The organism is Oceanobacillus sp. GQ8, assembly GCF_059758495.1.
Window position 1 is genome coordinate 772,975 of sequence record NZ_JCAXEV010000002.1, and the last position, 13,983, is coordinate 786,957.

The following is a 13,983-nucleotide window of genomic DNA, read 5'->3' on the forward strand; positions in this document are numbered from 1 at the left end:
TGATGGAAAAATCTTCACTTGTGCTTACAAATTCAGGTGTTGGTGAAAGTATCAGAATGAAAATGTAAGCGTTACCTATTTTGGTTTGAAGCCAATACATAAAAACAAGGGGGATGACGTTGATGAAGAAAGGTTTTTGGTTTGTAGTCTTAACACTGATTGTTTTAACCATAAGTGCTTGTAGTAGTAGTGCTGGTGGAGAAAATGGAGAAGGGGAAAAGACAGTTGGGATTGCAATGCCGACTAAATCATCTGAACGTTGGGTAAAAGATGGGGAAAATATGCAAAGTCAATTTGAGGAATTAGGTTACAAGGTTGATTTACAATACGCAGAGGATGTAGTGGAAAATCAATTATCACAGATTGAAAACATGATTACAAAAGGCGTGGATATTCTTGTAATCGCCTCCATTGATGGGGAAGCATTATCAGATGTTCTTGAGCAAGCTAAAAATCAAGAAATTCCGGTAATTGCATACGATCGCTTAATTATGAACAGTGATCATGTAAGTTATTATGCAACTTTCGATAATTTCCAGGTTGGAGTATTGCAAGGAGAATATATGGTCGAGAAGCTTGATTTAGACAATGCAGAAGAGCCTTTAAACATCGAGCTATTTGCAGGATCTCCAGATGATAACAATGCTTACTTCTTCTGGGATGGGGCAATGTCAGTACTTCAGCCTTATATTGATGAAGGAACCCTTGTTGTTCAAAGTGGCCAAGAAACGTTTGAACAAGGAGCAACACTAAGATGGGATGGAGCGAAAGCGCAAGAACGTATGGATAATCTACTTAGTGCCCACTATTCCGGTGAGCAGGTGGATGCTGTCCTTTCACCATTTGACGGAATTAGTAGAGGAGTCATTTCTTCATTAAAAGCGGTAGGTTATGGTTCTGGTGACAAGCCAATGCCATTGGTAACTGGCCAGGATGCAGAGCTTGCTTCTGTTAAATCAATTATTGCCGGAGAGCAGACGCAAACAATCTTTAAGGATACAAGAGAGCTGGCGAAGCAGGCAGTTAACATGGCAGAAGCTGTGTTGAGCGGGGAAGAGCCAGAAGTGAACGATGAAGAGACATATGATAACGGAGCTAAAGTAGTACCATCTTACTTGCTAGCACCAATTTCTGTTGATGCTGATAATTACAAGGAAGAATTAGTAGATACAGAGTACTATACCGAAGAAGAGCTTAACTAATCATGCCGTTTGGCAGCAGCACGGTGCAGATGGTGCTGCCAAACGACCTTGTTTTTTTAAGGAAAGGGGCAGGCTCAGAATGTCTGAAAGAATACTAGAAATGAACAGTATTACCAAAACTTTTCCCGGTGTCAAGGCATTAGACGACGTTAATTTGGACGTAAGGAAAGGTGAAATACATGCACTGATTGGAGAAAATGGGGCAGGAAAATCAACGTTAATGAAAGTGTTGAGTGGCGTGCATCCCCATGGAACATACGAGGGAGACATTCTATTCCACGATAAGCGTTGTGAATTCAAAAACATTAACCAAAGTGAAGAACTTGGCATTGTTATTATTCACCAGGAGTTAGCGTTGATTCCAGAACTATCGATTGCGGAGAATATATTCTTAGGAAATGAGCGGGCTTTAAAAGGTGTTATTAATTGGAACAAAACCATCATAGAGACACGGGCATTACTGAAAAAGGTTCGCCTTAACGTAGATCCCGAGGAAAAAATTAAGAACCTTGGGGTAGGTCAACAGCAATTAGTAGAAATCGCGAAAGCCTTATCTAAAGAGGTGAAATTACTTATTCTGGATGAACCCACAGCAGCCTTAAATGAAGAAGATAGTGAAAACCTTTTACAATTATTGAAAGAGTTTAGGGAACAGGGCATGACCTCTATTTTAATTTCCCATAAATTAAAGGAGCTTCTTAAAGTCTCCAATAGCATCACGGTTTTACGTGACGGACAGACGATACGTACATATCGTCGAACAGAAGAAGAAGTTACGGAGTCTATGATTATAAAAGAAATGGTAGGACGAGATCTTACAGAGTTATTTCCAGATAGAGTTTATAACGTGAAGGACAAAGTCGTGTTCGAGGTGAAGGATTGGTCGGCGTATCATCCTCTGGATGTGGAAAGGCAAATACTTCATAATGTGAATCTCCATGTTAAAGAAGGCGAAATAATCGGGATTGCGGGATTAATGGGGGCAGGCAGAACAGAGCTTGCAATGAGTTTATTTGGAAAGTCTTATGGTAAAAAAATTACCGGAACCATAATTAAAAATGGTAAGGAAGTTTCCTTTAAGACAGTAGATCAAGCTATTAAAAGTGGTGTTGCCTACGTTTCGGAAAATCGAAAAGAATTTGGGCTCATTTTAATAGATGATGTGAAGAACAACTTGACGTTAGCGAACCTGGATAGAATCTCCAAACACAATGTCTTGAACACGAGTAAAGAAGTGGTTGAAGCAGAAAACATGAAACAAAGGATGAACGTTAAAACCCCGTCTATTCAGCAAAAAATAGTGAATCTAAGTGGTGGAAATCAACAAAAAGTGGTGCTAGGAAAATGGATCTTTACCGATCCTGACGTTCTTATATTGGATGAGCCAACAAGAGGCATTGATGTGGGAGCCAAATTTGAAATCTATAAGATTATTAATGATTTAGCGGAAAAAGGAAAAAGCATTATCATGATTTCCTCAGAGTTACCGGAATTAATGGGTATGTGTGACCGAATTTACACATTGTGTGAGGGAGAAATCACAGGAGATATCGCTGCCAAAGATGCGACACAAGAAACATTAATGACCTATATGACACAGAAAGGGAGGTCTTAACGTGGAGGGATTAAAACAGCTTCTTAGTAACAACGTAAGAAAGTTTGGAATGATTATCGCACTTATAGGTATCGCTTTATTATTCCAAATCCTAACAGACGGGATCTTGCTAACCCCCCTAAATGTTACGAACATTATCATGCAAAATAGTTATATTATCGTCCTTGCTATTGGGATGATGCTCATCATTATTACGGGAGAAATTGACTTATCTGTTGGTTCCGTAGCAGCCTTTGTTGGGGCTGTCGCCGGAGTATTAATGGTTACCATGGACTTCCCGGTGTTTGCTGGCATTTTAATTTGTCTTGCTATCGGGGCAATTATTGGAGCATGGCAAGGTTTCTGGGTGGCTTATGTGAATATTCCTTCCTTTATTGTTACACTTGCTGGAATGCTTATTTTCAGAGGATTAACCTTAGTCGTTCTGCAAGGGCAAACCATTGCGCCGTTCCCAGATGGGTTTCGAGGTTTAAGCTCAGCCTTTGTTCCAGATGTATTCGGTGGAGAGGGAGAAATTCAATTATTTACAGTAGTAGTCGGGATTGTCCTTTCAATTGTATACATTTTATCAGAATTAAGGATTAGAAGAACGGATTTAAAGTATGATTTCAAAACCATACCCTTTCCGTTATTTATCGTAAAACTTGTTCTCTTTACCATCGTTATCAATCTGTTTACATACGTACTGGCGCAATACGAAGGAATACCGTATGTGCTGATTGTATTGTTTGTTCTTATTATTGGATATACGTTTGTGATGAACAAAACAGTGATCGGAAGGCATATCTACGCAGTAGGTGGTAATGCTAATGCCGCACAGCTTTCCGGTATCAAAACGAAGAAAATGAAATTTTGGGTATTTGTAAACATGGGTGTCCTTGCTGCACTTTGTGGAATGATTTTTGCCGGCAGGTTAAACGCTGCTACTCCACAAGCGGGAAATCTGTTTGAACTAGATGCCATCGCAGCAGCCGTAATTGGGGGTGCTTCCTTTACAGGTGGAGTAGGAACAGTGTTTGGAGCTGTAATAGGGGCACTTGTAATGGGAGTTTTGAATAACGGAATGTCCTTAATGGGAATTGGCATCGACTGGCAGCAAGCAATTAAAGGTCTTGTCCTATTAGCCGCTGTAGCCTTTGATGTATTGAATAAAAATAAGTAGGGATGAAAAACCGGTTACGCGAATTAGAGGCGTAACCGGTTTTTTTATAAATCCACTCGTGCTCTCACCTCACTCTTCAGCTTTCACTCCGATAAAGAAAGTAGTCAAAATCTGCATGCAGATTTTGGCCAGAGGTATCCTGACACTGCATGCCTACAAAAGCTCCCGTAAAGAAGCCGCCTCCCTTAATATAATCATCTGAAAGTTTATGCGATGGTAATGTAACCGGAATCGTTGTCCATGTTTCCCCTTCAAAAGAATAGGCATATTCATAGGTATTGGTACGTACGACGACACGTAGATATACAGCCTCTAACTCTTCAGGTACGGTAATCTCATTCCCCAGTAAAGGCTGCTCCATTTGTTGATTATCATAAATGGTTAAGTCTAGTATTTTCCCTTTCTCTTCATCGTGTGTTAGCTGTAATGTTGTCCAATTTTCCGAGTTATAGTAATTCACCAGTCCTGCTGCTTGCTGAAAAGAGGTGGGCTGAAAGGCTACCTTCGTCTCTGCAGTAAACTCAAAATGTTGCCAGCGTCGGGCTACGTGTGCTTGCGTGAATTTGGATGTCAACGATTCTTTTCCGTATAGCCGTAAATGACCTGGGTTATCTTTCAGAGAAAGAATGGAATCACCTAAAGGAATGCGCAGGGATTGAAAATGCTGGCTTAACGTTTCCTTGTTAAAATCGTCCTTTTCGTCAAAATCACTATCCCATTTGACCTCTGGTAGGTTAGGTCCTTCAATATGAAGCGAAGGCTCATTTCCGCCTACGACATAGGGCCAGTCCTTTTTCCATTCCAGACGTTGTATAGCGGTTTCCCTTCCAAGTGGACAATACCCTCGTGGATCCAACAATGGCTTATTTTCTTCAGGCAGGGGCCGCCCTGTCAGATGTACAAGAAACCATTCATCGGTATGAGTCTGTACCATGGAGGCGTGCCCCGCTTTTTGTAGCGGATTTCTTGGATATGGAAACGATGTAATGAGCGGATTGTCTGGATGGACTTCATATGGACCGTTGATGTTTCGAGATCGAGCGATCGTTGCCTGATGGTCGTATTTTGTTCCCCCCTCTGCAGTGAGAAGATAATAATACCCATTACTTTTATACAGATGGGGGGCTTCTGTTAATTTCACATCTGTCCCTTTAAAAATAATCTCTCTTTTTCCAACAAGCTTTTGCTGCACAGGATCATACTCCTGTAGGACAATGCCGTAAAAACTATGATTATGTGCGCGATGGTCCCAGACCATATTCACAAAGAATTTCTTGCCATCCTCATCATGGAAAAGGGAGGGGTCAAAACCAGAGCTGTTCATGTGGATTGGCTCAGACCATTCCCCGTCAATTGTGTCACAGGTGACCAAATAGTTGTGGCAATCCTTCCAACTGCCATCTACCACTTTTACGTCCGTATAAATGAGCCAGAACTTCCCATCACTGTATGATAGCGCGGGTGCCCAGACGCCGCCCGAGTCAGGGTTTCCAAGCATATTCAATTGACTAACGCGCTGGAGCGGCCTTGCGATAAGTCTCCAATTTTTAAGATCCTTAGAATGATAAATTCCTACACCTGGAAACCATTCGAAGGTTGAAACGGCAATGTAGTAATCTTCACCAGCTCGACATATGCTTGGATCTGGGTTAAAGCCTGTTAAAATTGGGTTTTGAATTGTTGACATGCTACACACTCCTTTAGTATTTTCATAGATTTTACAAAGATAAAGAGCAGACCTTAACGAGGTGAATCTATTTAGTATGCGCTTACAAAATAAATGGTCAGCTACAAAACTTTGTCTAAGGAGCCGATAAACGATGGATCCTCATTTATTATTTAGGAGCATAACACAGGAAATTGAAGTTGGGAAGTGGCAAAATAGGATGCTACCCGCTATATTTCCGAAAAAAAGCCTCAAAAAAATCTTTGTTTATCCGCTAGACAAACGATGTGGCACGTGTTATTCTATGTGTAAGCTTTGACAGGAAAATTTTTAAAAATAAACTATTGGGGGTTAACACATGCTTAAAAGGAAAGCGTTTGCAGGTGTCTTTGTTATTTTCCTTTCTGTTTTGGTCATGGTGGGGTGCTCTTCTGATGAAGAGGCAAATTCAAGTTCTAGTGGTGACAAGACGATCGAGTTTATGCACTTATGGCCAGAAGGTAGTTCTGCACAGCACAATAAAATTGTAAGCGATATCATTAAAGATTTTGAGAGTGAGCATGACGGTGTAACCATTGATTTGGAAGTCCTGAGTAATGAGCAGTACAAGGACAAATTAAAGGTATTATCTACATCTAATGAACTACCAGATGTGGGAATGACATGGGCGGCAGGATTTTTAGAGCCATATGTGGACGGGGAGATGTTTACTCCGCTAGATGATCTACTAGAAGGAGACTTAAATGATAGCTTCGTTTCCGGAACAGCAGAAGCTTATGAAATAGACGGTAGCACATACGGGCTTCCACTGGAATTAAATATTGCCACGGTTTTTTATAATAAAGCTATATTTGATCAGTATGGACTAGAAGCCCCTTCGACGTATGAGGAACTCCAACAAGTCGTGAAGACGTTGAATGAAAATGATGTTGCTCCAATAGCCCTTGGAAATAAAGACCGCTGGACTGGTTCCTTATGGTACATGTACTTGGCAGATCGTATTGGAGGGGCTGAAGTGTTAACAAATGCAATTAATCGATCCGGTTCTTTTGAAGATCCAGCTCTTGTAGAAGCTGCTGAGAAAGTACAGGAATTAGTAGACATGGATAGTTTTGTAAAGGGTTTTAATGGCCTTTCAGATGAGGAAGCCAAAAGCATGTTTATGAACGAGCAGGCTGCTATGTACCTTATCGCCACATGGGATTTACCGAATTATACAACAAATGAAGATGTTCCACAGGAATTTAGAGATTCTGTAGGATATTTTCCTTTCCCAACAGTGGAGGGTGAAGGAGACATGAACAGCTTTGTTGGTGGACCTGGTGTAGGATTGTTTGTCTCTGAAGATTCTGAGGTGAAAGAAGAGGCGAAAGAGTTTGCATCCTTCTTTGTTCAGGAATGGGGAGAAAAGTCTGTGACAGAGGCGGGTGTTATTCCGGCTACTAAGGTAGATGCTGGGTCATTGGATTTGCCTGATATGTATGTTGATGTGCTGGATGATCTAAATGAGGCAAGTAATATCACATTGTTTGCCGATGTACAGATGAGCGCGGATGTAGCGCAGGTTCATTTGGACATGATCCAATCACTTTTCGGCACGGAGATATCTCCTGAAGATTTCGCTAAAGAGCATGAGGAAGCACTTTCAGCAGAGTAATAGATTGATTTAATAAAAGAAAAGGGCATCTCCATCAAGTGGAATGTCCTTTTCTACATAATAGATATGGGGTTGAATGGTATGAATAAAGTAATGTCCAACAAATGGATAATAGCACTGTATGTTCTCCCAGCGCTCTTGTTAATTGCTGTGCTCATTTTTATTCCACTCATTTTGACTGGATACTATGGATTGATGGATTGGAATGGCATTGCCTCTATGGAGTTTATTGGGCTTGAAAATTATATTAACGCGATCCAGGATGCGAAATTCTGGGAAAGCGCCTTACATTCTTTCTTACTCGCTTTATTTTCCACGCTCAGTTTACTTGTTTATCTAGCAATCTCGTTAATATTAGCTTCGAAAATTAAGGGATCCGATCTGTTGAGGAAAATTTATCTCATTCCAATGCTTCTCTCATCTGTTGCAATTGCGCAACTATGGATAAAAGTGTTTAATCCTTCAAATGGAATGTTAAACAGCATTTTAATGGCATTGGGTGTAGATAATCCTCCCGCCTGGCTGGCAGAACCTTCTATTGTATTGTACGCAATTTTTATCCCAATTTTGTGGCAGTATGCAGGGTTTTACATTTTGATCTACTACGCAGCTTTAAAAAATATCCCAGAATCTTTAGTAGAAGCGGCTAGAATCGATGGTGCGACACCACTGCAAATAGCCTACAAAATTAAATTACCATTGATTATGTCTGTATTTAAAGTAACCATTGTGTTAGCGATTGTCGGGTCTTTAAAATATTTTGATCTTATTTATGTTATGACAGGTGGGGGACCAAATGGTGCAAGTGAAGTAATGGCCTCCTATATGTACAAACTTGCCTTTTCGAGTAATGAATTTGGCTACGGGAGTGCAATCGGCTTTTTGTTACTCATCATCACCCTGATTGTAACGGTTATTGTGCGAAAAGCTACAGCAACAAAAGAAGAAATCCAATATTAAAAAAGGGGGTTATATAGTGGGACGAATTGGTTATATTATACTTTACTTTTGCTTAGGTCTTGTTGCATTATTTCAGATATTCCCGATCATCTGGTTATTCCTATTTTCTTTAAAAGATAATAAAGAAATATTCTCCGGATCACCTTTTGCGTTGCCAGCAGAATTTCGCTGGGAAAACTACGTGAAGGTTTGGGAAGGCGGGATTGGACTTTACTTCTGGAATAGCATTTGGATTACAGGGATCGCGATTATTTTAACTGTATTACTGGCAAGCATGGCTACATTTGTTATTACAAGAATGCACTGGAAGCTTAGTAAACTGGTATTAGGGTTGTTTATGATTGGTTTAATGATCCCAATCCATTCGGCGATTATCCCTTTATTCAGTATGTTTTTAAATGTCGAGTTAATTGATAATCCTTGGTCAATCGTCATTACATACACGGCATACAATCTACCCATAACCATGATGATCTTGTTAGGATTTTATTACACACTACCACGTGAAATAGAGGAGGCAGCTATTATTGATGGTTGTTCCATTCATCGCATGTTTTTTAAAATCATTCTTCCGATGACGATGCCGGTTATGTCTACTACCGTCATTATTAACATGATTTATAACTGGAATGAGTTTGTGTTTGTGAATACCTTTATTAGCTCTGATAAGTACAAAACGCTTACTGTAGGGATTCAGAACTTTATTGGCCAATATATGACAGATTGGGGGGCGATTGGCGCAACCTTAATTATAAGTGTCGTTCCCATTTTACTCGCCTTCCTCTTTTTCAGTAATAAAGTAGTGGAAGGGATCTCCTCGAGTGCAATAAAAGGATAAGCAACATCCCCTTGGTTTCATAGACACAAGGGGATGTTTTTTTATTGTCTAGCAAATTATAGATTGTGAGTACTGTGGATAATCAAGTAACTGAATTAGCTACGTTCAGCTCCAGAGCCCAGAAACTAGGCGACTTCACGAAGTCGCCCTACGATAAGTCATCATCGGCTCGAATCCTCACCGTGATTCCTTTATCTCAGTTGATTCGCTCCACTCGCTACGTTTCTAAACGGGCGCTTGCGCTTTTGTTCTTAAACACGTTGCTTTTTTTGAATTCTATCAAATGCATGAAGGCAAAGCCACATTGTAATAAAAGCGGAGGAGGGTGCTCCAAAGAGGAAGGCTAATGCTGGAAGAAAATCCATTACAAAGTAAAGGGAAAGAAAACATACTGCCATAAGCAGGCTATGTAATGGATGAATTAGCATAATGAGGAAGGCATTCTTAAATAATCTACCAAGATTTAAATCATAATGTACAAATGCTGGGAAAAGATAACAAAGATAGATAGAAAACAAGAGTATAAATGCAAATAAGGGGGAGAAAGTCCATGTGGGCAAAATGCTTCCATAAAAACGAACGAACCAAATATCAGCACCAATTAATAATACCACTCCCATAAGCAGCATTCCGAAACGGTTACTTTTCCAAAAGTCTTTTTTATAATAGCTTAAGTATGTCTTAAAGAGTGGCTGCTCTGTATTCCCTCTCAACCAATCTCTCATAATAGCAAACATAGCTACTGTCGATGGGAAAAAACCGAGGAAGATTCCACCTATCAAGGAAAAGAAGATCCAGAGAAGTTGAACATAAGCAAATCTCGTAATCCATTCCATTATGGTATATAGAACATTTCCTGCATTATTCATCATTCTGGCCCCCAAAGTATGTATCACGTTACCTTTCTCTATTATAACTGAAAGCGAATACATTCTGCAAAAAAGGTAGTTGGACTTACAAGTTAGTAAAAGAAGACTTTTTGATTAATCGTCCTAACTGTTTAACATCTCTATTTACCACCAAAACTAGCGTGTGAACAGAGCCTCCGCACATTTCGTATATGATATACTTAACGGTATATATTCTTATAAAATTTGATAGAATTCGATAAAGAACAGGAGCGGTAAAATGCAACGCGGTACCTTCCAATTAATGAAATCCGTAAATAAATCGATCATTTTAAATAAAGTACGAACAGCCGAACCAATCTCACGAGCGCAAATTGCGAAAGAGACAAAGCTTACACCTCCCACTGTCAGCAGTATTGTGAAGGAGCTACTGGAAGAGGGAATTATTAGAGAAAGCAGTCTTGGAGAATCACAAGGTGGCCGGAAGCCAACCATGCTACATATTAATTTAGATGCTTTTTATGTCATTGGGGTGGACGCTGGGCCACAGAGGGTAACTAGTATACTGACAGATTTGGCTGGGAACATCATCCACCGTGCAGATAAGCAGCTTTTTACACCTATAACAAATGAGCAATTCATGGGAATTTTAAAGGATGCGATAAGGGAAACAATTGAGGCCTCGAATAGGGAAAAAAGAGAAATGGTCGGCATTGGTGTTGCCATGCATGGGGTTGTCAATGTGGAAACAGGTACCTCGCTCATTGCGCCAAACTTAAAACTGAAAAACATACCGATCAAAGAAGAATTAGAGAAGGAATTCGAGCTTGATGTAAAAGTAGAAAACGACGCGCGGGCCATGGCATTAGGCGAGTCATGGTTTGGCGGGCATGCTTCAGCCAGTATGGTTGCCGTAAATATTGGACATGGCGTCGGTGCAGGGCTCGTAATAAATGAAAAATTATACCACGGTGATCGGGATATCGCGGGAGAAATCGGCCATATGACGATCGATTTGCATGGCCCTACATGCACATGTGGGAATACCGGATGCTTACAGGCTTTTGTATCAGGACCTGCTATAGCAGCTCGTGCCCAAAAGGAAGGACTAACTGGCGAGGACATTGCGAAACTGGCCAAGAGTGGGGACCAGGAAGCAACTTCCCTCCTAGAGGAAACGGGCAAGCTGATTGGCATTGGGTTAGTTAACCTCATTCATTTGGTTAACCCAGAGAAGATTGTCCTTGGTGGTGGAGTGATGAAAAGCGAGAATTTTATCCTGCCAGCGATTAAAGAAACCATTTCAGCCAGAGGCCTTACTCAAGATGCCAAAGAAACCAACGTATCCGTTACAAAGCTTGGTGATCATGCAACATTACTGGGAGCCGTAGCACTCTTGCTTGTGGAGTTGTTTGATCCGGTAGGGTAGGGAGACGTAGGAGAAGTTATAAATAGTAAACACAAAGAAGAGGCTGGGACATAACTAAATCGTCTATGCTTAAATACGAATAATAAGCTTTAGCACCGCTTCGGCGGAACACTCCGCTTTCCACGGGCACGGCCTCAGCCTCCTCGTGGAAAGGACACCACTCCGGGGTCTTCGGACTCGTGCTGTTCCCGTTGGAGTCTTCGCGTTCTGCCTACGCTAAAATAAGAAAACCCGAACTAGGCAAACCTTTATTAACGGATTTGCAAGATAGTTCGGGATTTCTTGTGTTAAGAGAACTTTTGTCTCATTCTCTTTTTATTTACATCTCGAATTTCCTATTTATAAAGATGAGTCAAATTTACGTCCTATTTCGTATTTCATACACTTTTCTTGCTAACTCTTCTAATATATAAATAACAGGGATTTGTGTCGTCACATTGGACTCGGCGAAAAATTCCTCCGTCACATAATAGGATACATTGTTATCAGAGGCTTTAGCGATGGTGGATTGCATGTTATTCGTGATACTTAAAATTTCACTACCTTTTTCTTTAAGCTTATGAATGTGAGATAAGGTAATCCCGCTTTCACCAGAAACGGACAAAGCAACGGTAACGCAGTCATGTAAGTCGGCGTGAATTGGAAAATACCAGTCTTTTAAATACGTGGAGAAAGTGCCTAAGCTCGATAGATACCTAGCACCATATTCTGCAAGCGCTCCTGAACTGCCAATCCCTATGAAATATACATGTTTCGCTTTAGAAATAGCTTCTGCAGCATCCGCTAGTTTGGAAGTAAAGCGCTCATTTTGGGTGCGCTCAAAAAACTCCGCTAACACGTGTTGGCCGCTTTTAACTTTCATGTTAGGTTTTTCATCAAGTAAGAGCTTTAACTTTACTTTAAACTCTGAGAAACCATCACAATGTAATTTTCTACAGAAGCGCATAATAGTAGAAGTAGAAACATGTGATTCAGCCGCAAGATCGCGTATGCGCATATAAACGACTTTTTCTTTATGCTGCATGACATATTTATATAGAAGCATTTCTAGATCATTAAACGATGCGATAACCTCATTTGTAAACAAAGGCTCAGCCCCTCCCGAAATAGTAGTCTATTCATTTAGTATAAACTAAATAGGAAACGGTGTGTGACAAATGCGAAACAAATTGCTTTCGGTGAAACAAAAATCTAACGCTTTCATAAGCCTATCAGAATCCTATAGTCTCCTATAGAATAGGGTTTGTACGTTCATTATCTATTTAGGAGGATGAATTATGAGCAAAGGATTGAAGATTGCGACGATCGGTGGAGGTTCAAGCTATACGCCGGAATTAGTAGAAGGCTTTATAAAACGATACGATGAGTTACCAGTACGTGAATTATGGCTGGTGGATATAGAAGCAGGGAAGGAAAAGCTAGAAATAGTTGGAAACCTTGCAAAACGAATGATTGAAAAAGCAGGACTGCCAATTGAAGTTCATTTAACATTAGATAGAAAAGCCGCATTAAAGGATGCTGACTTTGTAACAACCCAGTTTCGTGTCGGCCAATTGGACGCACGTGCTAAGGATGAAAGAATTCCACTAAAGCATGGTGTGTTAGGCCAAGAAACAAATGGACCTGGTGGACTTTTTAAAGGATTGCGTACGATCCCCGTTATTATAGACATTGTAAAAGACATGAAGGAGCTTTGCCCAGATGCTTGGTTAATTAACTTCACCAACCCTGCTGGTATGGTAACAGAAGCCATCCTTCGCTATACAGATCACGAAAAAGTAGTTGGTTTATGTAATGTGCCAATTGGAATGGAAATGGGCACAGCAAAGCTTTTGGATGTAGATCACTCCCGTATTCGAATTGATTTCGCTGGTTTGAATCACATGGTATACGGATTAGACGTGTATTTAGATGGTGTAAGTGTCAAAGATCGCGTAATGGAATTGTTAGCTGCTCCAGAGAATAGTAGCTTTGTGAAGAATATAGACGGACTAGGATGGGAGCCCGAATTTATTCGCGCATTAAACGCTCTAACTTGTCCATATCATCATTACTATTATAAGCGAAATGAAATGCTGGAAAAAGAGCTGAAAAACTTTAGAGAGGGCACGACGAGAGCAGAAGTAGTCAAGAAATTAGAAGCGGAATTATTCGAGCTTTACAAAGATCCTAATCTCTCCATCAAACCACCACAGTTAGAGGAGCGAGGCGGGGCGTATTACAGTGATGCAGCGGTTCGATTGATTTCATCCATGTATAATGATAAGCGAGATATTCAACCGGTTAACACAAAAAATAATGGATCGATCGCAAGCATCCCAAATGACTCAGCAGTGGAAGTGAGCTGTGTGATTACCAAAGAAGGGCCTAAACCGATTGTAAATGGGGACCTGCCAGTTGCAGTTAGAGGTTTAGTACAACAAATTAAATCATTTGAACGCATAGGGGCAGAGGCGGCAGTAACGGGTAACTATGATACGGCATTGCTTGCGATGACAATCAATCCGCTCGTTCCTTCTGACAAAATAGGAAAAGTAATAATGGATGAAATGCTGGAAGCACATAAAGAACATTTGCCACAGTTTTTCCAAGCTGTTGAAAAATAG

General features: G+C 40.5%; 11 protein-coding genes. 8 read left to right on the forward strand and 3 right to left on the reverse strand.

Annotated elements, in window-relative coordinates; translation table 11 throughout:
• Window positions 1–122: 122 nt before the first annotated feature.
• The 3 genes from chvE (at window position 123) to mmsB (ending at window position 3,979) form a co-directional block, all read left to right on the forward strand.
• Window positions 123–1,202 carry a multiple monosaccharide ABC transporter substrate-binding protein gene (gene chvE, locus AC6CHS_RS08645; protein WP_498235618.1) on the forward strand — a complete coding sequence of 360 codons (1,080 nt, stop codon included), beginning with the start codon at window positions 123–125 and terminating at the stop codon, window positions 1,200–1,202.
• 79 nt (window positions 1,203–1,281) lie between these two features.
• A complete protein-coding gene (gene mmsA, locus AC6CHS_RS08650; protein WP_498235619.1) occupies window positions 1,282–2,817 on the forward strand; it encodes a multiple monosaccharide ABC transporter ATP-binding protein in 1,536 nt (511 codons plus the stop codon).
• 49 nt (window positions 2,818–2,866) lie between these two features.
• Window positions 2,867–3,979 (forward strand): multiple monosaccharide ABC transporter permease, encoded by a 1,113-nt coding sequence (gene mmsB / locus AC6CHS_RS08655; RefSeq protein WP_498235693.1) that lies wholly within the window; start codon window positions 2,867–2,869, stop codon window positions 3,977–3,979.
• Between the two features lie 76 nt (window positions 3,980–4,055).
• Here mmsB and AC6CHS_RS08660 read toward each other — a convergent pair whose 3' ends face one another.
• The gene (locus tag AC6CHS_RS08660; RefSeq protein WP_498235620.1) at window positions 4,056–5,666 is read right to left on the reverse strand and encodes a glycoside hydrolase family 43 protein; all 1,611 of its coding nucleotides are present in this window, start codon (window positions 5,664–5,666) and stop codon (window positions 4,056–4,058) included.
• A gap of 337 nt (window positions 5,667–6,003) precedes the next feature.
• Between AC6CHS_RS08660 and AC6CHS_RS08665 the strand changes: the two genes are divergently transcribed.
• The 3 genes from AC6CHS_RS08665 to AC6CHS_RS08675 all read left to right on the forward strand — a co-directional run bounded on the left by AC6CHS_RS08665 (window position 6,004) and on the right by AC6CHS_RS08675 (window position 9,100).
• Window positions 6,004–7,302 (forward strand): extracellular solute-binding protein, encoded by a 1,299-nt coding sequence (locus AC6CHS_RS08665; protein WP_498235621.1) that lies wholly within the window; start codon window positions 6,004–6,006, stop codon window positions 7,300–7,302.
• A gap of 81 nt (window positions 7,303–7,383) precedes the next feature.
• Window positions 7,384–8,262 carry a carbohydrate ABC transporter permease gene (locus tag AC6CHS_RS08670; RefSeq protein ID WP_498235622.1) on the forward strand — a complete coding sequence of 293 codons (879 nt, stop codon included), beginning with the start codon at window positions 7,384–7,386 and terminating at the stop codon, window positions 8,260–8,262.
• Window positions 8,263–8,278: 16 nt separating this feature from the next.
• Window positions 8,279–9,100, forward strand: coding sequence for a carbohydrate ABC transporter permease (locus AC6CHS_RS08675; RefSeq protein ID WP_498235623.1), 822 nt, complete (start codon window positions 8,279–8,281; stop codon window positions 9,098–9,100).
• 251 nt (window positions 9,101–9,351) lie between these two features.
• On the opposite strand, the gene AC6CHS_RS08680 is transcribed toward AC6CHS_RS08675, so the two are convergent.
• Entirely contained in the window at window positions 9,352–9,972 is a 621-nt protein-coding gene (locus AC6CHS_RS08680) for a YesL family protein (protein WP_498235624.1), read from the reverse strand.
• Between the two features lie 256 nt (window positions 9,973–10,228).
• Between AC6CHS_RS08680 and AC6CHS_RS08685 the strand changes: the two genes are divergently transcribed.
• Window positions 10,229–11,377, forward strand: coding sequence for an ROK family transcriptional regulator (locus AC6CHS_RS08685; protein WP_498235625.1), 1,149 nt, complete (start codon window positions 10,229–10,231; stop codon window positions 11,375–11,377).
• Between the two features lie 358 nt (window positions 11,378–11,735).
• Here the strand turns inward: AC6CHS_RS08685 and AC6CHS_RS08690 are convergent, their stop codons facing one another.
• Window positions 11,736–12,464 (reverse strand): MurR/RpiR family transcriptional regulator, encoded by a 729-nt coding sequence (locus AC6CHS_RS08690; RefSeq protein WP_498235626.1) that lies wholly within the window; start codon window positions 12,462–12,464, stop codon window positions 11,736–11,738.
• Window positions 12,465–12,654: 190 nt separating this feature from the next.
• Here AC6CHS_RS08690 and AC6CHS_RS08695 point away from each other — a divergent pair, with 190 nt between their 5' ends.
• The gene (locus AC6CHS_RS08695; protein WP_498235627.1) at window positions 12,655–13,983 is read left to right on the forward strand and encodes a 6-phospho-beta-glucosidase; all 1,329 of its coding nucleotides are present in this window, start codon (window positions 12,655–12,657) and stop codon (window positions 13,981–13,983) included.